Below are 26325 nucleotides of genomic sequence, written 5' to 3' on the forward strand. Positions count from 1 at the left end.
AACCAAAGTTTAGCAAATTTCATTTATATATGTTCATTAACGGAATGATTATTGAGTTTTAATGGTAAGTTTTAATTATAATTTACTGAAATGAAATACAAAACAGCCTTGCTGGTTGATGATGATGCCGACAGTAATTTTGTCAACAGCTGGATAGTGCGCAAAGAGTTTGCTGAAGAAGTAATTGTTAAACAATCTTCGGAGAGTGCCCTGGAATACTTAAAAACAAAAAGCAGGAATAAGTCTGAACTTCCTGATGTGATTTTTTTGGATATCAGAATGCCAATTATGGATGGGTTCGACTTTCTGGATGAATACAACAAATTACCCGATGTAGTTAAAAGCAAGTGTAAAATAATTATGCTATCTTCTAGCTTTGACAAAAATGATTATCATAAAGCAATTGGGAATCAATTTGTATACAGGTATTTAAACAAACCTCTCACTGTTGAGGCTCTGGCAGATATCTAACACTGATTTTTATTCATTGAATTAAAAAGGTTACAATGAATAAAAAATCTAGGTTGCTGAGCTATTCATATTGATATTACAAGTTAAAGAGTAATGACCTATTTTAAACCGGAAAATCAGAAGGATGATCAAACTGCAGGTGCTGTTGAAAGACTGCAGGGGTTTTTCTTATTAATTTCTTCCGATTTAAAAATTATTTCGGTCAATAATACAGACGAAATTAATATCCCTGATTTAATACCAGGGTCTAATTTAATTGAATCTCTATCCAAAATAAATATTGAAAAAAACAAGGAAACAATAAATGAAATTGAATCTGCTTTTTATCACGTTCTTAAACATAAAAAGACAGTGCTTCTTAAACAAAAACAATTTTTTTTTTATCAAAACAACCTTGAAAATCATTCTTCTTTAAACATTAACTTCATTCCACTTTTCAATAAAGAGATTGTTGAAAATGTGCTCATTTATTTGAATCCTGTATCAAAAAGAGATGTTTCAGAGTCCCTGGAAAAAGTTTATTCGCTGCAAAAAAAACTATTTTCTGTGGCAAAAAAAGATTATTCCTTTGACACAACATTGGATTATATAATTAAAATTATCGAAGAAAACAATCCCGAACTGCTCTGTTCCATTATAATACCAGAAAATGGAAAATTGCATCAAAAGGCTTCAGCTAATTTACCTCTGCAATTTTTTGATGAAATTAACGAAATGGTAATGGAAATAGTTAAAGACAGAAAAAAAATTGATCAAATAAATACAGAAGAAAAATGCATCAATTTGAACAATATTGCGAATAAATATAATCTGCAAAACTATAACTGTTATATTTTAAGAGGTAAGGATAATTCATTTCTTGGCATGTTAAATGTTTTTTATAAAAAAGACGGTTATCTTACTTCGAAAGAACAGAAAATATTACAGATTGTAGTAGAATTTGCAGTTATTATTATTGAAAGAGAAAATTTCATACAATCTAATATAATAAACAGTGAAATCCTAAATGAAATTAGCAATGCACTTCCTGTTGTTATCCTTCAATTTATAAGAGAAACAAATGGAAAATATAAATTCACGTATTTAACAGAAAATATAAAATCATTTTATGATTTTTCATCAGAAGAAATATATAATAATCCTGAAAAACTTTTAAAAAAGGTTCATCCTGATGATTTTGATGGACTAATGAATAGTATTGAAAAATCTGCTCAGAGTCTTCAAGCCTGGGATTATTCTTTTAGGGTAATAAGCCGAAACAGTAATGAATACATTTGGTTAAAGGGAAATGCAGTTCCAGAAAAAAAACAAACTCACATAGTCTGGAATGGGTCTTTAATTGATATTACTGAAATACGGGAGGCTATTGAAAAAATTACAGCTTCAGAAACAAGATATCATTTGCTCTTTGAAAAAAACCCTCTTGCGCTTATGGTAATTGAAAAAGAAAGTCTTAAGCTTCTTGATGTAAATTCAAAAGCAATAAATACTTTTGGATACACGGAAAAGGATTTGCTCCATCTTTCATTGAAAAACATACTACCAAAAGATGATTTAAAGAAATTACAGGATGAATTAAAAAACCTGCAGCCCGGAAAAGATATTATGCTAAATTTGAAAAACATTAAAAAAAACGGGAAATTAATTGATGTTGAATTTCTTATTACAGAATTCCAGTTTCAGGGTACAGACGCATACTTGAAAATAGTTACGGATGTAACAGCAAAATTAAAATCAGAGGATATTATCGAAAGGCAAAATTTGCTTTTTAAAGAATTATTCAATGCCTCTCCTTTTGGAATTGTATTGTTTGATGATATGGAAAGGATAATAGAAGTAAATAATTCATTTGAAAAAATATTTCAATTCAATTTTGAGGAACTTAAAAACAGATTGACAAAGGATTTTATAGTCCCTACCGAAAAACAACATGAATCCGATGAAATATTTGAGGCAGCAAAAAAACTTGAGGCTGTTCAACTTGAAACATACAGAAAAAGAAAAGATGGACAAATTCTAGACATGCTGATTGTTTACTATCCAATAAAAAGCAATGATTTATTATTGGGCTTTTATGGAATTTATGTTGACATAAGCAAACAAAAAGAGGCGGAAAGAATACTGAAAAAAGAAAAGAACTTTACAGATTCAATGATAAATAGCCTTCCGGGAATATTATATGTAATAAGTGTATTTGAAAAAGGATTAAGACTTACCTTATGGAATGAAAACCTAAGAAAAATTTCAGGTTATACAGATCAAGAAATAATAGATTTAAAAGTAGATGCTCTTTTTAAAGGCAATGACTTAATTAAGATCAGGGAACAACTTGATATGGTTTTAACGAGTGGAAAAGCAGAGGCTGAAGCCGTTATAGTTTCAAAAAGCGGGAAGGAAACTTTATATTATTTTACAGGCATTTTATCTAAAATTTCCAATCAAAAATATATTATTGGAATGGGACTGGATATAACCGATCGAAGCAAAAATCAGCAAATGCTCGTTATTTTAAAAAGAGGGCTTGAGAGTGTGGCTGAAGGGGTAATTATTGTAAATAACACCATTCCTGATAAAGCCATAATGTATGTAAATCCTGAATTTTGTAGAATAACAGGGTATTCCCAAGAGGAAGTAGAGGGTAAAAATATTTTCCTTTTGAGCGGACCAAAAACAAAAAAAAGGATGATTGGCCAAATGAAAGATGCCATTCAATATGAAAGAACATTTCGTGGAGAAGTTTTAAGTTATAGGAAAGACGGATCAACTTTTTGGAATTTACTTATATTAACTCCTGTTTTTGGGGAGAACAAAGCAGCTACCCATTTTGTGGCTACGATAACCGACATTACAGATATTAAAAATTGGCAACAGAGGTTAGAAGAATACAACATGAATTTAATAAAAGCAAATCAGGAATTAGATCGATTTGTTTACAGTACTTCCCATGATTTAAGAGCTCCTTTAACATCAGTTCTAGGATTAATAAATATTGCACTAGCGGAAACTGACCCCGAACTTCTAAGGGAATTTCTTGAAAGAATGAGAAACAGTGTATTAAAACTGGATTCCTTTATACAAGATATTGTTAACTATTCACGCAATTCAAGACTTGAAGTCCTAAGAAATGAAGTGGACTTCAATAAAATACTCCATGAAATTATTGAGAAATTAGAATTCATGGAAGGTACTAAATCTATTAATTTCAAAATTGATATACAAGATAGCCAAAAATTCTATTCAGATAAAAACAGATTAATTGTAATACTAAGCAATTTAGTTTCTAATGCAATTAAGTATCAAGACAGTAAAAAAGATTACAGGTATATTTATATTCAGGTTAAAACTTTAAGGGACAAGATATCTATTGAAATAGAAGATAACGGAACTGGAATTCCAAGGGCCTATCAAAAGAAAGTTTTTGAAATGTTTTTCAGGGCTTCTGAACAATCAACAGGTTCAGGTCTTGGATTGTATATTGTAAAAGAAATGGTTGATAAATTGAAAGGGAAAATCAAAATGGAATCATCCTTAGGAGTTGGCACTAAATTTTTTATCGAGATACCTAATCTTAAAGAGTAAATACTTGAATTGAAAAATGTTTTTCAGGGCTTCTGAACAACAACAATTTCATGCCTTTAATTGTATTTTGTAAAAAAAGGGTTGATAAATTGAAAGTGAAAATAAGAATGGAATAATCCTTAGGAGTTGGCACTAAATTTTTTATCGAGATACCTAATCTTAATTAGTAAATACTAGAAATGAAAAATGTTTTCAGTGCTTCTGAACAATAACAGCTTAATGCCTTTAATTGTATTTTGTAAAAAAAGGATTGATAAATTGAAAGGGGAAAAAAGGATGGAATTATCCTTAGGAGTTGGAACTAAATTTTTTATAGAGATACCTAATCTTAATTAGTAAATACTAGAATTGAAATTCGCATTTAAACGGTATTAAAAGTTTGGCCAAGCAATTACATTAATCCTTTAGATTTAAATAAAATTAATTAAAAAGCTCTATTTCAATTAATTCAATTTTTATAAGCTCTGCTTTTTGATCAAAAGTCTATCTTTGTTCCATTACAAAATATTCCGGAACAGAATTTATCCAAAAAAAGATTTGTTCCCCCTCCCGCTTTTCTTGAAAATTTTTAATAAAATTTCATTATTTTTGCAAATTAAAGGAATTATGCATTACTAGAAATATACAAAGAATGGCTCAAATTGAATTGATTTTACCTAAAATGGGTGAGAGTGTTGCTGAGGCAACCATTATAAAGTGGTTAAAAAATGAAGGGGAGCATATTGATGCAGACGAATCTGTTTTAGAAATTGCTACAGATAAAGTTGATTCTGAAGTGCCTTCCCCAACTCAGGGTATTTTGATTAAAAGAATGTTCAATGAGGGTGATGTTGTACAAGTTGGTTCAGTAATAGCATTGATTGGCTCTAAAGAGGAGGTAAAAAACGAACCGGTAACACAGCCGGAAAAAATGACTGCTTCGGCAGTTCAAAATTCGATTCCAGCTCCAAGACATGCAGAAATAAGTGTTAAGGAAATTGAAATTCCAAGAACCTCAGAAGGTGGAAAGTTCTACTCTCCTCTAGTACGAAATATAGCAAAAACAGAAGGTATTTCAACTACCGAACTTGAAAAGTTGCATGGAACGGGGTCTGATGGAAGGGTAACAAAAAATGATATTTTAGACTACCTATCCAAACGCTCCAATGGAACAAATATTTCTGAACCAGTTTTGGAGCAAAATGGAAAAACAAGTTCAAGTCAACAAGTAAGTAATGTTCAAACACCGCAAATACAACAAGCCACCACATCAATAAAGCACCCCGTTGTTAGCGCTGGAGAAAACGATGAGATAATTGAAATGGATAGGATGCGAAAGCTTATTGCAGACCATATGGTTATGTCCAAGCATGTTGCACCCCATGTTACATCATTCGTAGAAGTAGACGTTACCAACCTTGTGATGTGGAGGGAGAAAAACAAAAAGGAATTTGAAAAGCGCGAAGGAGAAAAAATAACTTATACCCCTATTTTTATCGAGGCTGTAACAAGGGCAATTAAAGAATTTCCAATGATCAACATTGCTGTTAGCGGAAGCAATATTATAAAAAGAAAAAACATAAACATAGGTATAGCAACTGCCCTGCCCACAGGAAATTTAATTGTTCCTGTAATAAAAAATGCTGATCAAATGAATTTGGTCGGATTAACAAAAACTGTAAATGATCTTGTTGCAAGGGCAAGAGTGAATAAGCTAAAACCAGATGATATTCAAGGTGGTACATTCACAATTTCCAATGTAGGAACTTTTGGAAACGTGATGGGAACACCAATTATTAATCAGCCACAAGTTGCAATACTTGCTGTTGGTGCAATACGTAAAAAACCAGTGGTAATTGAAACTCCACAAGGTGATACCATAGGAATCCGTCATATGATGTTCTTATCTATGTCTTATGATCATAGGGTTGTAGATGGAATGTTAGGTGGAACTTTTATAAGGAGAGTTGGTGATTTACTTGAAAGTTTTGATTTAAACCATCAGTTCTGATCCAATTAATCCACTTATGAAAAACAAGGATACTTACTTTGATTTTATTAATTTCGCCTATGGAATAGGCGCTGCCATTGTAATCATTGGTGCTATGTTTAAATTCCTTGGTTGGGATTATGCCAATGAATTTTTCCTAGTTGGATTAACTACTGAGGCTGTTGTTTTTAGCATATCTGCTTTTGAATTTAAAAAAAAGAAAACGCCTGCATCAGCGGTAAAAGTTTATCATTGGGAAAATATTTTTCCACAACTTTTAACATCTGAACTACATAATCCGGATGTACTTTCCAAAGTTGCAGAGGAACAAACTCTGAATACTGTTGCTATAACAAAATCTCTTGGAAATTTTAATCTAGCAATTGAAAAATTAAACGAAGTTAGCAACCAGTTGGTTCTTGGTATTAACACCATGTCCAATGCTATTAAACAATTGGAAAAAACAACTGAAGATTATTCCATGGAAATGGGTTTGCTTAAAGAAAATGTACAGCAATTAAATTCTTTGCATAATTCCCATTTAAGAAGTCTAGCCTTAACTCTTCCTTGTTATGAAAAAGAATTTATCAATCTTTCCAAATCCCTTTGCTCTATAAATGAAAAATATATTAATCACAATACCAGTTTTGATCATGCTTCCTTGGTTTATGATAAACAGTTTAAGGAGTTAAATGAAAACCTTCAAAAAACAAATTCTATTTACTTAAGGCAAATGAACCAATTGGAAGATTCATCCAGCGGATATGAAAAAGAATTCACTATGCTAAATGAAAACCTTTTGAAAATAAATTCCTTTTATACTGAACATTTATCCAAAAACGGAAGAAATTCTGAGGATTTTGAAAAAGAATTTGCTAGCCTAGGGGCAAACATGTCAAAAGTAAATTCTTTTTATACTGATATGCTAGGAGCAGTAGGAAGAATTACTCGCCCTACTGTTTAAACATACAGAAATAGCTTTAATGGAAGATAACAACAACAGTGATCGTAAGGCACTCAGGAACAAAATGGTAGGCTTTATGTACTTGATTTTTATAGTTCTTGCGTTCCTTTATATTCCTTCTGATTTTATTGACACAATTCGGGATGTAAATACTTCTTTTGAAAAATCTTCAAAAGAAATGAATAGCATGAAAAATTACAATTTCCTGTTAATTAAAGCTGGATTAAAAGCTGATTCTACAATAAACAATAAGATAATTGCAATTGACTTTAAAAGAATTTCAGTATTATCCGACAGCATATGCAATCAGCTTGAATTTATTAAGCAAAGGGTTTTGGATGTTTCTGGGGGAATCAATAAGTATGGTTTTCTAAAAAATGCCAAGGACAACCAATTTACTGATGAAATAATGCTTGAGCAGGGAGTTGCAAAAAAAATTCATACCATGTTACATAATTTTAAAACACATATAAATAATGCAGGAACTTCTATCAATCCTGTTTTGCTTGATTCGATTTTACCAACAGATGAATTTGTAAACACCTCCACTGGGAAGAGTCAAACCTGGGAGAAATTTTATTTTTATAAAATGCCATTAACAGTTTCAATTGCCTTGATTGCAAAATTTCAAAATGATGTAAAACAAATTGAATTCATGGCAATGGAAGAATATCTTTTTAACCTTAAAGAGAATTATGAATTGACTTTGATTCCAAAAAACAAAAAAACAGAAGAAAACAAGACATTAAAAAACAACCCAAAAATCCTTGATCCTGAAGCTTACATTAAAAATCCCGGATTTAATATTTTATATGTTGATGTTGACAATCCATTAAAAATTTATCATCCCGGATTTGGAAATTCTGATATTATTGCGGAGGTATCAAAGGGTGAAATATTTAAAAAGGACAGTCTTTTTTACCTGAGGGTAAATAATGAAGGAATTGTTGTTGTTACTGCATTTAGTAAAGAAAATAAAAAATTATTGGCGAAGCAGGAATTCCTTGTAAAGAATCTACCTGAACCCTCTGCCTTTATTGCTGAGAGAAAAGGGGGCAATATTTCTTCAAAAATATTCAAACTGCAAAAGCATATTGAGGTACAAAATGAAATTTCAGATAACAAGGATGGTTACATGGTCAAAAACTTTTCCTTAATAAGGATTAGTGCAAGTTCGGAAATGCAAAAATCCAAAAACAACCATGGATCTTTTTTCAACTCAAGCACACGTGATTTAATTGATGGAGCTCAAAGAGGAGATATATTTATTTTTGACAACATCGAGGTAGAAATCCCAGGAGGAAGCATAAAAAAGGTTTCCTCAATTGTATTTACAGTTATTTAAATATTTATGGCTAAAATTAATTTGTTTTTTATATTACTGACTGTGATTTCAACCTCAGTTACAAGCTCATTAATAGCAACCAATTCAGAAATAATCGTAACAAATTTCATTGAGAAAGATCATACTTTGGAAAAAGGAATTTATATCATTGAAAACAATGTAAAAGTTAGCAAAAATGCAACTCTTACAGTAAAATCAGGATGTAAACTTTATTTTAGAAAAGGAGCTTCATTAAAAATTGACGGGGGCCTTATTCTTGAGGGAAAACCAAACAACCTAATTGAATTAACTAGTGAGGACAAGGAAAATGAAGGTTTTGGAATAGTAATATCAGGATCAACCAAGGATAAAGTAATCATTATCAATTACACCAAATTCAGTTATTTGTTAGTTCCATTGAATTTTGAAAAAAACTGGGTAAGAAAAAAAATAAATATCGAGGATAATGTGTTTGAAAACATTATAACAGGAGAAAAATCAATCATTATCAGATGTCCTGATGAAATTACCTCCAGGGATACAATTGAATTTAATTTTTCAAAAAATAATTTCATTCAAAACAACAGCAGTATTTTCATTGAAAACATTGAATCGAATTTGTTAAATTTACAATTCAGGTACAACCTTATAACCCAAAACTATTTTTTTGGATTTGAAGTAGGAAGCAGTTTAAACGCTCCTGTTTCTACAACTTACAATAAAAATGATCAAGCTTTTCTAGCAGATTTTTCCGGAAATTCTATTTTCAACAATTTTCTATTGCACTCCTCTAATGATACTGTAATTCAGGAAGTGAATTTTGGAATTCAAGGACGTGCAGAAAAGTATTCCCTGAATGATAATTATTTTGGAAATAAAAATATTCCACAAATTCAAAAAACTTTTGATCATTTCAGCAATCACCAGTTTTCGCCTTTTGTCTTTATTGATACTGCTTTACAAGTACCATCAGATTCTGTTCACGGACATATCTGGAAAATTTCGATTAACAATAATGAATTGGTTCCGAAAAATTTTCTGCCTTTATTAACAGAGCAAAAACTGGAAATTCAGATAAGTTACAATAGATCATTAATCGTTCGCGAAGGAATTAATTATATTACTTACTCATTTTTTGATAAAATTGACAATGAATTAAAAACTAAAAGTTTATCTTGTGCTTTAAAACTTAATAAAGAAAATAAATCTATCTCTTTTATTAGCAAAGATGAGGTATATATTAAGAACCCCAATGGATATTTTTCTATTAATGGTTTAACGGATAATGATGGATTTAGAGTGCCAAAGGTTTATATTGGTAAAGAACAATTTAAAGTATTTTTAATTAATAACAACATCAAAATTAATCTTGAATGACAACTAAAGTTAAAATCACACTTTCTGCAGTTTTAGTTTTTCTTATTTATTTTTCACCCCTAACTGCATCCAATATTGAAGATGGTTATAAAAAAAGTTTTGAAAAGGCAAATTTTCAACTTTATAATCAAATGTATACTAAGGCCTTAGATTTGTTTTTAAAAATAGATTCTCTTTATCCGGATAATTCCAACATTAATTTTAAGATTGGCCTTTGTTATTATAATTTACCAACAAATAAATTAAAATCGATTCCTTTTTTTGAAAAAGCTGTTAAAAATTTATCTGAAAAATACAACGAGAAAAAAGCTACAGAAAAAAATGCTCCATATATTACCCTTTATTATTTAGCACAGGTTTATCATTTGAATTATAGTTTTGACAATGCATTAACCACATTTAACCAATTTAAAACCTTTATTGGAACAACTGATATTCAATTAAATAAGGAGGTTGACAATTACATAAAAATGTGTAATAATGGCAAAATGTTTGTAAACGCTCCAATCCAAATTGAGATTACAAACATAGGAGAGAAAATTAATTCTGTATATCCTGAATATGCTCCTGTGATATCTGCTGATGAATCAGTACTTATTTTTACTTCCAGAAGACCTGAGAGTGCTGGTGGTAAAAAGACTGAAGATGGTCAATACTTTGAGGACATTTATATTTCAACTAAAGAGAACGGGGAATGGAGCACACCTGTTAGCATAAGCCCTAATATCAATACCGCGGCTCATGAAGCAAGTGTAGGACTCTCAGTTGATGGACAGTCTCTACTTTTATATAAGAGTGAAGGACCTGAGGGCAATATTTATATTAGTAAACTTATAGGAGATAAATGGGAAGTTCCAGTTAAGCTATCAGAAAACATTACAGGAAAATCCTGGGAACCAAGTGCAAGTATTTCAGCAGACGGAAACAGCCTGTACTTTACAAGCGATAGAAAAGGCGGTTTTGGAGGAAGAGATATTTACAAATCAAAAAAACTTCCCAATGGTGATTGGAGTTTACCAGTGAATATGGGTCCTGAAATTAACACTGAATTTGATGAGGACGGCCCTTTTATACACCCTGATGGAAAAACATTGTTTTTTAGTTCAAAAGGACATTCTACTATGGGCGGATTTGATGTATTCTTTAGCATTATGGATGAAAACGGAAAATTTCAGAAGCCATCAAATCTTGGATATCCGGTTAACACAACAGATGATGACATTTATTATTCCCTTTCTGCAGATGGTAAAAGAGCATATTATTCTTCTTCAAAAGAGGGTGGTTTTGGCGAAAAGGATCTTTATTTGCTTAATTTTATTGAACATAAAGAAACTCCTCTTGCACTTATAAAAGGTACAATTCTGGATGTTTATGGGAATGTACCCCTGGTTGATATTATTGTAACAGATAATGAAACAGAGGAAATTGTAGGTATTTATTACCCAAATACTAAAACAGGAAATTATCTTTTTATTTTACCCCCGGGAGCAAATTATAATATCTCCTATGAGGCCGAAGGATATCTTTTTAAATCCGAAAACATTGATGTTCCTATAGATGCAAACTATTATGTGATTAATCAATCAATCAATCTACAACTAATAGAGATAGGACAAAAAATAGTCCTTAACAATATTTTCTTTGACTTTGGTAAATCTACTTTACGCAGTACATCAAAAGTAGAACTTCAAAAACTTTATACCCTACTAGAAAAGAATCCATCACTTACTGTTGAAATTTCTGGTCATACAGATCATATTGGTTCAAAAGAGATGAACGTTAAGCTTTCACAGGAAAGGGCCCAGGCTGTGGTAACATACATTACAGAAAAAGGAATGGGTGGTTCAAGATTGCTTGCTAAAGGTTTTGGAAGTGCGCAACCTCTAACAAATGGAAAGAATAATGATGGGTCTGACAATCCTGAAGGAATGCAGTTAAACAGAAGGGTTGAAATGAAAATTATAGGGATTAATAAATAAAGGACAAAAAAATATTTATTCAATAAATCATATATTTGCTTTTAAACCAGCCATAACGGTTATTTTTTGAAAATTCAGTTGATGAAATTATTTCATGCAAAACCCACTTTAAAATGAAAAAGCTTTTAATTTTCAACTTTCTTATTCTTTGTTCCACTGTGCTTTTTTCACAGAATTTTGACAAAGGACTATTCAAAGAAAAATTCATTGAAGCACAATATCATATTGAATTTGAAAACTATAAACTGGCTCTTCCTATTTTTATTGAACTAAATAAAATGGATCCTGAAAATTCAAATGTGAATTTCAAAGTTGGACTTTGCATGATTAAATCAAACATAAGAAAGGCAGAAGCTGTTGGTTTTCTTGAAAAAGCTGTATTAAATGTTTCACCAAATTACGATGATCTGAATCCCTTTGAAAAAAGAGCCCCGGTTAATGCTCTTTATTACCTTGGATTTGCCTATCATATTGCCTATAAATTAGATGAGGCAATTGCAACTTTTGAAAAATTCAAAAGCGTAATCAGCAAAAAAAATTATATGGTTGCTGACGCAGAAAGGTCAATAGTCATGTGTTTAAACGCTAAGGAATTCATAGGTAACAAAAAAGAATATATAATTGATTGTTTAAGTGACTCCATTAACACTCCTTATCCTGAATACAGCCCTGTTGTTTCCCTGGATGAATCAACCCTTATTTTTACAAGTAGAAGGGCTGAAGAATCAGGAAGCATCGCTGAATCCATGCATAATGAAGATATTTATATTTCTTATAAAGACAATAATGGTATTTGGTCGGCAGCAAAATCAATAGGCACAAGCATTAACACCATGGATCATGAGGCAAGTATTGGACTTTCTGCTGATGGACAAAAATTGTTTATCTATAAAAGTGATGATGGTGGTAGTATTTGGATGAGCGAACAGCTAAGTGAGAGCTGGTCTGTACCACAAAAGCTGGATTTTGATGTTAATTCCGAACATTGGGAAACGCATGCAGTAATAACTGCTGAGCAGAAAACAATCTATTTTGCAAGCAACAGGCCAGGTGGCCAAGGTGGCAGGGATATTTGGATGTGTAAGAAATTGCCAAATGGAAAATGGGCAAAAGCACAAAATTTAGGAGCGCAGATAAACACAAAACATGATGAGGATGCTCCTTTTATACACCCCAATGGTAAAACAATTTACTTTAGCTCTGACGGTCATAAAACCATGGGAGGATTTGATATATTTTATTCTGAAATACAGGAAGATGGAAAATGGAGCAGCCCAATAAACATGGGTTATCCAATAAACACAACGGATGATGATATTTATTTTGTCACATCAGGTGATGGAAAAAGAGGTTATTTTTCTTCCCTTCGTGAGAACTGCATTGGAGAAAAAGATATTTTCATGGTTACAATTGATGATATTCAAGTGGAATCAATTACTGTACTGAAAGGAAAAATCACCATCGATGGAGATGAAAAACTTCCCTCCGGTGCCCTTATTTATGTAACTGATGTAGAAACAGGAATTGTGGTTAACGAATCAAGGCCTAACCCTAGAACAAGTGTTTATACACTTGCTTTATCTCCAGGCGAGCATGGCAAAACATACTCTATTAGTTATTCTGCCGAAGGATTTGAACCTATTACCGCAACCATTGAAATTGAAGCAGGAATGGGTTACCAGGAAATTGAAAAAGAATTGTTCCTTCACCCAATTAATTTCGAAAGCAAAACCAAAGGTACAGTTGCACTTTCCGGAACAATTAAAAACAGGCAAGGAGAATTTATTTCCGCCACAATTTCTGTAATTGATAACATTACTGGTGAAGAAATTTTTACAGCCCTAACAAAAGGTACTGAGGCACCCTATTATTTTGTTTTGCAATTGGGGAAAAATTACAATATATCCTATGAAGCTGAAGATTACCTGTTTCATTCAGAAAATCTAAACATTCCAAATAAACCAGAATATTCAGAAATTAAAAAGAATATTATTCTTGAAAAAATAGAAACAGGAACCAAAATTGTTTTAAATAATATTTTCTTTGATCATAATAAATCCATATTGCGAAAGGAATCTAATGTTGAATTGGAAAAATTGTATACTTTACTAAACAAAAGACCTGAATTAAAAATTGAAGTTGGCGGCCACACAGACAGTAAAGGAAACGCTGAGGTAAATATGGTTTTATCCAAAGCAAGAGCTCAGGCAGTTGTTGATTACCTGACAAAAAATGGAATAAACAGATCACGCCTTGTAGCAAAAGGTTATGGAAAAGATGCTCCTATTGCTCCGAATAATTTAGCCAATGGAAAACCGGATTTAGATGGTATGCAATTAAACAGGCGTGTAGAGTTTAAAATTCTTGATTATACAAAAGCTGAACTGGAAAAAGTTAGAGAAAATCAAACTAATACGGCAGAAGTTGAAACCATAATAATTGACAACAGAAGTGACCTGGTAACCAAACCAGTTAATTACACTACTAAATCCCCGTTATATGGTGTTCAAATCGGAGCTTTTCAAACATCTTTACCGAACAACGATTTCCCAAATGTAAAAAACGTTCATAGTTTTATTGATAATGATGGAATGATTCGATATGTCATTGGTAGTTTTAACATAAGGAGCCAGGCTGAAACCCTTAAAAAAGCTGTTGTTGAAGCGGGATACAAGGATGCTTTTATTGTAGACGTGAATAAGGAAAAAAAGTTTACAAATGAAGTTGTTCATGAAAAAAAGCCGAAATCTCTGGAAAAAGTTGAATACATGGTTCAGGTTGGTGCATACTCCACTACAATAACTGCCCAGGCAGCAAAGAGTATGGTAGAAATTGACGGTATTATTGAAAAACAAAACGGAGAGTTAATGCTCCTAACGGTTGGATCTTTCTCTAACATAGAAAGTGCTGAAAAATTAAAAAACGAACTTGTTGCAAAAGGGGTTCAGGAAGCTTTTGTAATTGCTTTTTTAAATGATAAAAAAATAACGCTACAGGCTGCAAAAGAATTTGCAAAATAAATAGCAAAGCAATTTAACTTTGTGAACCTATGCTTTTCACACCTTTATTAAACGCATTTTACTTTTCGAGATGTGATTTTAAATAATATTAACATTTGTTGATATTATTTGCCGAAAATGCAGTAGAAATAATAGCAAATTTTGTATTATTGGTAGTTGATATTTTTGATTTGAACCATGCGCTATTCCTTTTCAATACTATTTTTAATTTCCATTTTATCTTTTTCTTACTTGGCGGCTTCAGCCCAAACTGATCCACGGGAAGCAAAAGAACATTATAATAAAAGAAATTATGTAGCTGCAGTGTTGGTTTTTGATAAACTTATTAAAGAAGAGCCAGGTAATTCGGATTACCTTCATAAAGCGGGCATTTGTTATCTTAAAACAAATATTGATAAAACCAAGGCCATCCCCTATCTTGAAAAAGCAGTGAAAATTGTAAAAGTAGACCCTGAAGCATTTTTTGATTTAGGGTTAGCCTATCAGTATGCTTATCGTTTTGATGATGCTATTAAAAGTTTTGAAAAATATAAAACTTTTATAGCAGGGAAAGACATTGAATTAAAAAAAGCTGCAAGACAAATAGAAACTTGCTACAATGCAAAGGAATTAATCAAATATCCATTGAATGTAACATTTGAAAATATGGGTCCAGAAATAAATACTGAGTATCCTGATTACTATCCCTTTATTGCTCCGGATGAAACCTTCTTGATTTTCACTACGCGTAGAAAAGGAGCTCCTGCGGTAATGGAATTTGATGGGTTCTACTCTTCCGATATTTATATATCAAATGCATTGAATGGAGAATTCACAAAATCCAAGTCTATTGGTAATTCAATAAATTCCAGTTTTGATGAGCAAGCAGTAGGTATGTCTGGAGACGGAAATCAGCTTTTTGTATATATTGATAATATTAAGGAATTTGGAGATATTTATCTCTCTGAAAGAAAGCCAGGAGGTACGTATAAGAAACCAGTAATAATAGGCGAAGCTGTAAATTCAAAGTCTTTAGAAACATCTGGCACCATTTCATACGATGATAACATTCTTTTTTATGCAAGCGATAAACCCGGAGGTTTTGGCGGCAGGGACATTTACATGACAAGAAAGTTACCAAATGGTAATTGGGCCCAGTCTCAAAATTTGGGTCCAAATGTTAATTCTGCTTATAATGAAGATTTTCCTAATATTCTTTCAGATGGAAAAACCCTTTATTTTGCATCTGAAGGGCATATGGGTATAGGAGGTTATGATATATTTCATACTCAATGGAATGAAGAATCCAATACCTGGTCTACACCAAAAAATGCCGGCTACCCTTTAAATACTCCAGAGGACAATCATATGATAACATTTACCGAAGATGGAAAACATGGCTATACCTCTTTATTAAGAAAAGGTGGGTATGGAGATCTGGATATTTACAAAGTAACTTTTAATGAGGTAGAAGCTCAACAAACTGTAATTAGAGGGATATTATCCTCTCTTGATACACTTCAACCAGTTACTGCACCGTTAATAACATTGTTTGACTTAAATAATTCTGATGCAGAGCCCAATGTTTATTCAATAAATCCAAATAATAACAGTTGTACAATTATTGTTGTGCCCGGGAAATATGAGCTTGTAATAGAAGCAGATGGATTTGATGATTACAAGGAAAAACTAGTGATTTTTGATAAGGACGGTTGGCAAGCGCAAATTGAAAAATATTTAATAATGAAGCCAACAAATTACAAAATAAAATGATATTCTTTTTGAATCTTTAATATTACTTTAAAAGAATATAAAAACATATAGTGAATGAAACTAAATTTAACACGCCCGCTTGCATTTTTTGATTTGGAAACTACAGGAATAAATGTAGGAAGCGACCGAATTGTAGAGATTGCGATTTTAAAAGTACATCCAAACGGTGAAAAAGAAACCCTTACGCATAGAATTAACCCCACTATCCCTATTCCCGCTGGTGCCTCAGCAGTGCATGGGATATTTGACAAAGATCTTATTGGAAAACCAACCTTTAAAGAATTAGGAAGTAAATTGGCTGACTTTTTAGAGAATTGCGACCTAGCTGGTTATAACTCCAACAAATTCGATGTTCCTTTGCTCGTTGAAGAGTTTTTAAGGGCAGGCATAGATTTTGAAATAAAGGGTAAAAAGCTTATCGATGTTCAAACCATATTCCATATACTTGAACCTAGAACTCTTGCCGGTGCCCTTCGTTTTTACTGCAACCAGGAACTTACCAATGCCCATCAGGCCGAGGCTGATATTCTTGCTACCTATGATGTATTAATGGCCCAATTGGAAAAATATGATCAGTTACAAAACGATGTTAATTTCCTCCATGATTTTTCTGCCAGAGGAAAAAATGCAGATTTAGCTGGAAGAATCACTTTTAACGCAAATGGAATAGAAGTCTTTAATTTCGGTAAGCATAAAGATAAAGTTGTAGAGGAAGTATTCAAGTTAGAGCCTTCTTATTATGATTGGATGATGAATGGAGACTTTCCTCTTTCAACAAAAAACGTAATTACTGCACTGAGATTAAAAAGCAAGAACAATAAGTTGTAATAAATACATTTTCCTCTAAAATTCTACTATTTTTAAAAAAATAAAGGAATGCTTATGCTTGTTTATCAAGAGAGAAACATACTAAAACAGTAGTTTCTTTATCTTTTATAAATTTAATTTCTCCGTTTAATTGCTCCACAAGGCTATGAACAAGGGTTAATCCCAGTGAATCTAAATTTTTAAAATCTATTTCTCCTGGAAATCCAATTCCATTATCAACTACTCTTAAGCAATAAATTGAACCTGTTTTTTGAAATTCAACTCTGACCCTACCCTTAGGCTCTACTGTAATTCCATGCTTTAATGAATTAGAAACAAGTTCATTTAAAATTAAGCCACAGGGAATCATTTTATCCAATGGAAGATCATGACTTTCAATATTAAATTCCATTTCAGTCAATGGAGAATCAGACATTGATTTAATAAAATAACATAAATCAGAAAAATATTCTTTAACATTTAAGCTTTTAAAATCGGTTGCTGCATATAATTTATCATGTATCATGGCCATGCATTTAATTTTATTGTTGAACTGTGCAACTACCTGAGGAGCAGACATGGTAGGATTGTAATGCAATTGGAGGTTGAGTAAACTTGAAATAAGTTGCAAATTATTTTTAACCCTATGGTGAATTTCCTTAAGCATCAATTCCTTTTCTAAATTTTGGTTTTCCAACCGAATCGTTCTATCTTTTACAGCCGTTTCAAGTTTTAAATTAATACCCTTCTTTTCTTTATTTCTTTTATATAACACAATTCCCCCTGCAAATAAAATAATTACACTTACAGATAATGACAGGCTAGTTAACCTGCTTTTTTCTTCCGCTAAATTATGCTCGATGTTTATTAAATTCAGTTTGAAAATTTCTTTCTCGTTTTTTTCTGATTCATATTTTTTTTCTAAGTCTGTTAATTTTTGCAAATTATCCTCTTCAATTATTTTTTCTTTGATGGAATCAAAATTCAAACGACAATTATACGCGGATAAGTAATCCTTTTGGGAAGCATAAAGCTCAGCCAATTTCTTATTGGCCATCAAAATAATGTTTCTGTTACCTATTTCATTAGCCTTTTCGATGCTTTCATAAAAGTAGGTAGCTGCCTCATCAAAGCGACTCTGATTAAAAAGCAGATTTCCAATATTATAATGGGAGAACGTAATAAATGTTTTTTCTCCTATTTCTTCAAAAATTTGTTTTGATTTTAAATAATACACCAATGCCTCGGAAAATTTTTTCTGATAATTATACACATTGGCTATATTCCCCAAATTAAAGGCCTGGCTTCGTTTATTGTTTACTTTTTGGTTAATATTTAAAGCTTTATTATAAAAAAAAAGAGATTTTTCAAAATTTTCCTCCTCCAGGTAAATACTGCCTAAATTATTGTATCCCTGCACCAATTTTAAGGTATCGTGGATTTCACAAGCCATATCTATAGCCTGCACAAAGAATTTTTTAGCACTCCTGAAATTTTTATTTTTCAATAAAATGCTTCCAATGCTAAGGTGTGCGTAACACAATCCTTCTTTATCCTTTAATTTTTCCAGATACTTTAAACTTAAAAGGTTGATTTGAACTCCTTGAATATACTTTTCCTGCTGACTATATATATTGCCTATATTGAGGTAAGAATCTACAATTCCTTGGTTATCGCTAATTTTTTTATAGTATTTTAATGCTTTCAGATTATTCTCAATGCCAAGTTCATAATCACTTTTCACAAAGCATATTCGTCCAAGCATAAGGTAAGAATTTGCAATTCCCAGTGTAAAGTTTTCTTTTTCGGAAATTGCAAGTGCTTCAAGTATATATGCTTTTGCTGAATCAGGATTTTGAGTATAGATGTTTTTTGAAACTTTATACAATAAGTTTACTCTTACTGTATCTTGGGACGTATTTTTTAATTCGATTAAAAGTGAATCTAAAGTCTCTGAATATATATTTAGAGAAAAAATAGTGAATAATACTAAAACAAGGATTTTCTTTAACATGTGAAAAAGTATAAAATCGAAAAAATATAGAGTTAAATATGAATAAAAAAACAATTACTTCTGACGAAGGAAAAATAAATAAAAAATTCTGTATTGTGTTTGTATTTTAATGAATTCCCCTGGAAAAAAGAAAATATTTTATTTAATATGTATAGATGAATCAAGACTGTTTTTCATTAAAAAGCAGGTCAATAAAATTAAAATCTTCTGTATTACTAATAAAATCAATAAATTTAGCGCTTTATATTAAATGAAAAGATGTTTTTTCAAATATTAAAAATAATTGTTCGAATTGCTGTAGGTTTCTATTACCGTAGGACCTATGTAAAGGGAATGGAAAACATACCTATGGACAGGCCGGTTCTGCTTGCTTCCAATCATCCCAATGCCTTTATGGATGCAATTGTACTCACTTTGTTTTTCCCACGTAGGGTTTTTTCATTGGCACGTTCAGATGTTTTTGATACTGCTGTTAAAAGAAAAGTGATGCGTTATTTTCGGATTATGCCTGTATACCGTATCCAGGACGGGGCTGACCAATTGTATAAGAATACAGAAATCTTTGAAAAATGCCATACTTTATTAAATCAAAAATCAGGAATTCTTATTTTTCCGGAAGGTATTTGCATACAGGAAAGAAGGTTAAGAAAACTAAGAAAAGGGTTAGCCAGAATCGCCTTCGGCTCAATGGAGGTCGCTGATTTCAAAATGGATCTTTGCATTGTTCCTGTTGGTATCAATTATACCAAACCAGCCAGGCATGGAGGTGATCTTTTTTTAAATATAGATGCCCCCATAGAAGTTGAATCCTACCTTGATCAGTACAATACGGATAAAATAAGGACCATTAACAAATTAACAGCAGATGTTGAAAAGGCAATGTCTAAACTTATTGTTGTAATAGAAGATTTCAAGGATGATGAATTGGTAGGCCAATTGGAATCATTATTAGAAAATGATCCAAAATTATTTGGAGATAATAAATTAAATCCGGTAGAAAAAGATTTTATTATAAGCCGTAAAATCACACATGGGTTAAGCGATTTTAAAAAGAATAGCCCTACTGGTTTTCAAGAACTAAAATTAAAAGTAAGAGAATTTTTTGCAATTCTTAATTTGCAGGGATTCAAGCTGGAATTATTGAACAGAGCTATTCTTGATAAAAGTATAATAAGCTTGATTGTTCCGAAACTTTTTTTCGCTATTGCAACCCTGCCAATTTTTATGGTTGGTAGTATTCTAAATTATATACCCTACCGTTTTCCTTTTCTGCTAACAAAAAAAATTGTAAAAAGCAATGTTGAATTTTTCTCTTCCATTAATTTAACCATTGGCACACTCATTTTTATTTTTTACTATCTCTTAATCTCTGTACTAACTGTTGTTCTTTTCAATAGCAGCTTTGTTCCTTTATTATTAATTGCTGGACCATTTACAGGAAAATTTGCTCTTTATTATAGAAACAAATTAGTTCAAATAGTGGCCTTGTATAAAATGAAAAACGAGCATGAATTAGCTGGAAAACTAATCAAAAATAAAAATGATATTGTTGAAAAAATTGAAAATTTAATTCATTCCATGGAGAAAGAAAAAGTATATTGAACATAATAGCATTCAAATAAAGACTTTATGTTTTTTTATATCAATCCTTTACCCTACTAAAAGATAAAGCATTAAGAATCCATTTTGGCAATGCTTTCCCAGTGTTTCTGTTCTTAACGTTCAGATACCATCCGAGCTTTTTCACAATCGGAATTTTATGTGTTTCTACAAATTCGATTAAAGTTCCATCAGGATCCTCAATATAACTAAAATGTCCTGCTGCTTCACCCATATCAAAAGTATTGGAGCTGTCTACTGTAAAAGGGAAACCTTTGTTTTCACATTCGCTTTTCAAACTGCTCATATCCTGAACATCAAAACATAAATGGATAAATCCCTGGTCGCCCCAATACCTGTTTTTGAAAATCTTATTGGGCTTTACTCCTGTTATTTGTATAAGTTCAATTGATCCTGCACCCAATAATTCACTAAAAGTGCCCGTGTTAGCTTTTGTGCGTTTTAGCAATACTCTTCTGAATGTGGCATGTCCTCCCGGAAGTGCTTGTAAATCTTCAAAATTTCCTGTAACATCATAAACCACCTTATTGTAGTCGAGAATACCACTGTAAAGAGCCATTGATTTTTCTATATCAGAAACACCAATCATGCAACCAGAAATACCACCAGTGGCATGTTTTCCGGTTCCAAACCATTCATCTCCTTTTGAAATCTGGAAAATCATTCCATAAGGATCCTTTAAAAAGAAATGTTCATTTCCTGCCGGATCTTTATTAATTTCACTTATTACCTGAGTTCCCTCCGATTTAAAAAAAATGAGTGCATCGTTTATGTTTCTGGTTTTTACTTGAGCAACAAAAATCCCCAAATCCCCAAGCTGAATATCATAACCAACCTCTTCTGGTTTCCTGCTAGTATACTGCCAAATTTCAAGGCCACCGCCACCTTGCAGATTCAATGCTAATACTGCACTGCGAGAATGTACTTTCTCACCTGTATATTTTGTCATTAAAGCTGCTTCGGCACTTTCTTGAAAAATCGGAATATCCAAACCGAAATTTTTCCTATACCATTTCCAGGCTTTTTTTACATCTGGAATCCCTACTCCTATTTGTTGAATGCCGCTAATATTTTTAGCCATTATCTATTTAAATTAATGAAAGTAAATCAGGTAGTTTTAAATAGTCGAACCACTTTTAAATAAAGTGCGGGTAAATATCTTTTAAAATAAACAGTAAAAGTTTCGTATCCGCCTATGTAAACCTCTGTTTTTCCTCTATTTATTGCTTTTATAATAAGATATGCACATTTTTTGGCTTCCATTCCCTTTGATTGACCATCACCCATTAGGTTATATGGCTCACCGGTTTCTGTAATTGCATTTATTGTAACATTTGTTTTTATCCATCCAGGACAAGCCATTACAACCTTTATATTGTTGTGTAAAACCTCCTCGCGTAAAGAATCAAAAAAACCATGAAGAGCATGCTTGGATGATGCATAAGCTGATCTTAAGGAAATTCCAATTTTTCCTAGAATACTGCTGGTTACAATTATATATCCATAGTTTTGTTTGATCATGTATGGTAAGATTGCTTTAGTTAATGCAACATAACTAAAAAAATTAACTTCCATTATTCTTCTGTCAATATCAAGTGGGGTATTAACAACAAGCGAGCGTTGGCTTATTCCCCCGTTATTGATTAACATATCAATTCTTCCAAAAAGTTTTACAGCAATCTCTGCTTTCGATTCAAGAGAAGGTATATCCATTAAATCTAAAGGTAGTATATGAACATCTGCAGGATTTTTACACAAGTTTTTTACCCTGTTCAGCTCCTCCTCCCTTCTGGATGATAGTATTAATTTAGCACCACGGTTTGCCAGGTCAAGCGAAAGTGCTTCCCCAATTCCGGATGAAGCTCCCGTTATCCATATTACCTTATTTCTGTAATCCATTACTTCTTAATAATAAAATTTTATCAACCATTTTCATAAATATAATCTAGTGATTTTGGTAAGAACAGCTTAAATTAGTTTAGAATAGATTTCCTGATTTTTATTAATTTGATTAACAATTCTTCAAGCTTGTCAAGTTGAAGCATATTTGCCCCGTCTGAAAGAGCTTTAGCGGGATTAGGATGGGTTTCAATAAAAATACCGTCTACTCCTACTGCAATGCCTGCTTTTGCAATTGTTTCAATCATTTCAGGACGGCCACCTGTTATTCCGGATTCCTGGTTTGGTTGCTGAAGGGAATGGGTTACATCAAGCACAACGGGAACATTGTTTTTCTGCATTTCTGGTATTCCTCTGTAATCTACAACAAGATCATTGTAGCCAAAAGTTGTTCCTCTTTCAGTTAGCATTACATTGTTATTCCCGCTTTGCTTTATTTTATCTACAGCATGTTTCATTGCATTTGCGGATAAAAACTGGCCTTTTTTAACATTTACAAATTTTCCTGTATTGGCTGCTGCAACTAAAAGATCAGTTTGTCTACATAAAAAAGCAGGGATTTGAAGAACATCAACATATTTTGCAGCCAGCAGTGCATCTTCTGGAGAGTGAATATCGGTAAGGGTAGGAATAGAATATTTTCCACCAACTTTTTTGATCATTTCAAGTCCTGCTTTATCACCAATTCCTGTAAAGGAATCAAGTCTTGATCTGTTGGCCTTTTTAAAAGATGCTTTGAAAATAAATGGAATTTCCAATTTATCGGTTATTCCAATTATACGTTCTGCAATTTCCATAACAACATCTTCCCCTTCAATAACACAGGGGCCGGCAATAAGAAAAAAATTCCCTTTAGCGGTGAATTTTATATTTGGTATTTTATCAATCATCAGAATCTTCTATGAATAGCTATAAATGCACTGTTTCCTGAAGTTATTGCAGGAAACAGAAAACCTTCCAGGTTATCAGTGCCCAAAGTTAAGGTAAAATATTCTTTAATCAAGGCTCTAATTGCCAATCCTGAATTTAATCCTCCATATCCGCCAAAATCAAGCCGTGCTGAAATTTTAAATACTGGAGTTATTTGATAAATTCCACTTATATAATAATTAACATTGTAGTTAGCCAATACCCTGTATTTGATTCCCCCCATTACTGATAAATCCTCGTTGATTGTGAAAATCTCTGCCAAATGAAAAAAGGCAGGCAGTACTGTTGTATAACTCTTTTTAACATCTGAAGCCTGTGAAACCAAACTACTATCAGAAAAACCAGAATCAAAAACAGAATCCCTCAGAATGAAAATGTCATCAAAAGAAAAATGATGGAAACGATAATTTGTATCAACAGTATATTGAGTTGCATTTTTGTTCCATCTTATTAATCCCAAATCCCTAACCTCAAGTAGTATGCGATGTTGCAGGGTATCTAAAGTCCCGAAATTTATGGTGGTGAAAAGATCAAGTGAAACCCCTACTCCATTAGTATATTGAAATCCAATTCTTTCTGGATCTGTTCGCCTGAGATTAAGCAATAAATCAACATCAACAAATTCTAATCCTGGTGCGGTGTAAACATTTGCTATGGGCATAGTTAAGCTTTGATGCTGATTTCCTCTTAAAACCGATAGGCCTATTCCGGATTTTCCCTGGTTAAAAATAATCCCTCCCTCAATTTGTTGGTAACTAAGTAAATTAAATTCAAAACCGCTTAAATCTGCCGTTTTATCCTCAAAACGAGAGTTGCCAAAAAAACCTAAATTAAAAAAGTCTCGGCTAAATTCTCCATTGGTATGCTTGCGGCTTCTAAGGCCCATATACCAAGCCATGTTGGATTTACCAAAAAAAGAATCGGGTGAAACTATGAAATGTGCTCCTAAATTAATATCACCACCAAATTGGTTTAGGCTATCCAATTTATTGAATGACCTTTCTCTTGATTGATTATTAATTTCTTTTTTTAATAAAAATTTACTTGTAAAATCATTGGTAAGGGAAGTTGAATTTAAGTCATAAGAGCCATCAATTCCTACTTGAAGCGCAACATTTGGAGAATAATAATCAAAAGGTGAATTATTAGTCTGGGCATTCAGCATTAAGCTGAAAGCAAGCCAGAATAAGAGTAAAAGGATTTTCATAGCTAAAAGTTATTTAGCTAAATTTAAGAAAATTTCAGGATAAGTTTTTTTCTTGTTAATTGAATTTCTTCAACTCCTGCTTTACAGCATCTTTATGAATAGTAAAGGACATTATCTTTAGTTTGATGTAATCTTCATGATAAAAATAATATCCTTTGTTTTTACCATTAAAACCGCCACTTCCAGAGTCCTTTATCAGGAACCAATTCCCATTTGGTTTTTCAAGGTATCCAATAAGATGAATAGCATGATCATCGGTAGTAGTATTGTTTGAAAACCTAAGTTGTCTTGCATTTTCATCTATATATGCCGAAGGTATGTCATAGGTAGGAACCATGGCAAGTTCAGAATGAGAGTCATAACCTGTTTCAGAAACATCTCCTCCAATAGCAATTGTAAAGCCTGATTTAGAGGCACTTTTAATGATGTTCATAAAATCATCAAGAGGAACATTGTAATAATCCTTACTTCTCCACCAATTATCGGGTACATCGTAAAGGCTTTGTTTCCAGTATGGGTTCTCCATCAAGGACATAAAATCAACATAATCATCCGGATTAATTTTAGCTACATTTTTAAGGTATTCCTGTGGACTTATGTTTTTTCCGTTAACTGTCACTGTTGTAGGAGGAACACCAATATAATAGTTCAGGATAGATTTAACTGTGGCAACAGCTTGTTCTTCATTCCAGTTAGAGGATGTTTTAATAAATTGCAGGTAATCGTTCATTTCCTTGAACATTAAATTGTGATCGTGAAATCTTCTCCCGTTTTTCAGCCCGTTATAAGCCTCAAGAGGAACAAGACCATGGGTTTTCATCATCCTTTTCACAGCATTAGTTTCAGATCCTTCACCGAATTCTGATTTGCCTCTTGTTTTTACAAACTCACGTGCTTTTTCAATATACTCATAATACACAATATAAAGTTCGGAAAGCTTTATCTGCTGGCCTGTTTGCCTGAATATTTCAGATTCATAAAAAGAGGAGGTGGAAAAACACCAACAAGTACCTGTTTCACCTTGAGAAATAGGCTTATTGCACCAGGAGGATTTAAATTCATCAACAGAAACGGGAACATCTAAGCCAGAAAAATCCATTTTAAAGGATTTTTTCTCTTCCTTTTTTGGGCTATTTGATTCTAAATTACTCTTTTGTATTTCTTCATAGAAACCTGGAACATATGGTTTATAAACACCTTTGTCTTTTTTTTGTTCTTGGGAAAACAATGTAAATGTTGAAAACAACCCCACCATTAGTAACAATATCTTTTGCTTCATTTTTTTATATTTTTGACAAATTTAAGAGAATTTCAAAGACTTTATATGAAAATTATAACCTGAGTTTCATTTAAAATTATAATTCATACAATTTGTCAGAGATTCCTCACCCTGTTCAGAATAAGGAATCAATG

17 protein-coding genes are annotated in these 26325 nt (G+C 32.1%); 11 read left to right on the forward strand and 6 right to left on the reverse strand.

The window, feature by feature from the left end; all coding sequences use genetic code 11:
• The first annotated feature begins 108 nt into the window (after window positions 1-108).
• The 10 genes from H0V01_00760 (at window position 109) to H0V01_00805 (ending at window position 17263) form a co-directional block, all read left to right on the forward strand.
• Window positions 109-471 (forward strand): response regulator, encoded by a 363-nt coding sequence (locus tag H0V01_00760; protein ID MBA2581895.1) that lies wholly within the window; start codon window positions 109-111, stop codon window positions 469-471.
• A gap of 93 nt (window positions 472-564) precedes the next feature.
• The gene (locus H0V01_00765; GenBank protein MBA2581896.1) at window positions 565-4050 is read left to right on the forward strand and encodes a PAS domain S-box protein; all 3486 of its coding nucleotides are present in this window, start codon (window positions 565-567) and stop codon (window positions 4048-4050) included.
• 631 nt (window positions 4051-4681) lie between these two features.
• Window positions 4682-6040: a 2-oxo acid dehydrogenase subunit E2 gene (locus H0V01_00770; protein MBA2581897.1), complete on the forward strand. Its 1359-nt coding sequence runs from the start codon at window positions 4682-4684 to the stop codon at window positions 6038-6040.
• Window positions 6041-6056: 16 nt separating this feature from the next.
• Window positions 6057-6983, forward strand: coding sequence for a gliding motility protein GldL (gene gldL, locus H0V01_00775; GenBank protein MBA2581898.1), 927 nt, complete (start codon window positions 6057-6059; stop codon window positions 6981-6983).
• A 19-nt stretch (window positions 6984-7002) separates the two neighbouring features.
• Window positions 7003-8328 (forward strand): hypothetical protein, encoded by a 1326-nt coding sequence (locus H0V01_00780; GenBank protein ID MBA2581899.1) that lies wholly within the window; start codon window positions 7003-7005, stop codon window positions 8326-8328.
• A 6-nt stretch (window positions 8329-8334) separates the two neighbouring features.
• Entirely contained in the window at window positions 8335-9684 is a 1350-nt protein-coding gene (locus tag H0V01_00785) for a hypothetical protein (protein ID MBA2581900.1), read from the forward strand.
• A complete protein-coding gene (locus tag H0V01_00790; protein MBA2581901.1) occupies window positions 9681-11663 on the forward strand; it encodes a PD40 domain-containing protein in 1983 nt (660 codons plus the stop codon). Before H0V01_00785 ends, H0V01_00790 begins: the two co-directional genes overlap by 4 nt.
• 113 nt (window positions 11664-11776) lie before the next feature.
• A complete protein-coding gene (locus H0V01_00795; GenBank protein ID MBA2581902.1) occupies window positions 11777-14683 on the forward strand; it encodes an OmpA family protein in 2907 nt (968 codons plus the stop codon).
• 177 nt (window positions 14684-14860) lie between these two features.
• A complete protein-coding gene (locus tag H0V01_00800) occupies window positions 14861-16435 on the forward strand; it encodes a PD40 domain-containing protein (protein MBA2581903.1) in 1575 nt (524 codons plus the stop codon).
• Between the two features lie 54 nt (window positions 16436-16489).
• Entirely contained in the window at window positions 16490-17263 is a 774-nt protein-coding gene (locus H0V01_00805) for a 3'-5' exonuclease (GenBank protein ID MBA2581904.1), read from the forward strand.
• Between the two features lie 52 nt (window positions 17264-17315).
• Here H0V01_00805 and H0V01_00810 read toward each other — a convergent pair whose 3' ends face one another.
• Window positions 17316-19256 (reverse strand): tetratricopeptide repeat protein, encoded by a 1941-nt coding sequence (locus H0V01_00810; protein MBA2581905.1) that lies wholly within the window; start codon window positions 19254-19256, stop codon window positions 17316-17318.
• 258 nt (window positions 19257-19514) lie between these two features.
• Between H0V01_00810 and H0V01_00815 the strand changes: the two genes are divergently transcribed.
• The gene (locus H0V01_00815; protein MBA2581906.1) at window positions 19515-20858 is read left to right on the forward strand and encodes a 1-acyl-sn-glycerol-3-phosphate acyltransferase; all 1344 of its coding nucleotides are present in this window, start codon (window positions 19515-19517) and stop codon (window positions 20856-20858) included.
• A gap of 40 nt (window positions 20859-20898) precedes the next feature.
• On the opposite strand, the gene H0V01_00820 is transcribed toward H0V01_00815, so the two are convergent.
• The 5 genes from H0V01_00820 to H0V01_00840 all read right to left on the reverse strand — a co-directional run bounded on the left by H0V01_00820 (window position 20899) and on the right by H0V01_00840 (window position 26191).
• Complete coding sequence (locus H0V01_00820) at window positions 20899-21957, reverse strand: VOC family protein (protein MBA2581907.1); 1059 nt, start codon at window positions 21955-21957, stop codon at window positions 20899-20901.
• Between the two features lie 26 nt (window positions 21958-21983).
• Window positions 21984-22775 (reverse strand): SDR family oxidoreductase, encoded by a 792-nt coding sequence (locus H0V01_00825; protein MBA2581908.1) that lies wholly within the window; start codon window positions 22773-22775, stop codon window positions 21984-21986.
• A 74-nt stretch (window positions 22776-22849) separates the two neighbouring features.
• A complete protein-coding gene (gene kdsA / locus H0V01_00830; protein ID MBA2581909.1) occupies window positions 22850-23665 on the reverse strand; it encodes a 3-deoxy-8-phosphooctulonate synthase in 816 nt (271 codons plus the stop codon).
• Window positions 23665-24912, reverse strand: coding sequence for a hypothetical protein (locus H0V01_00835; GenBank protein MBA2581910.1), 1248 nt, complete (start codon window positions 24910-24912; stop codon window positions 23665-23667). Before H0V01_00835 ends, kdsA begins: the two co-directional genes overlap by 1 nt.
• Window positions 24913-24967: 55 nt before the next feature.
• Window positions 24968-26191 (reverse strand): peptidase C1, encoded by a 1224-nt coding sequence (locus H0V01_00840; protein ID MBA2581911.1) that lies wholly within the window; start codon window positions 26189-26191, stop codon window positions 24968-24970.
• Between the last annotated feature and the right edge of the window lie 134 nt (window positions 26192-26325).

The sequence above is a fragment of the Bacteroidota bacterium genome (assembly GCA_013696965.1).
Lineage (GTDB): Bacteria > Bacteroidota > Bacteroidia > JACCXN01 > JACCXN01 > JACCXN01.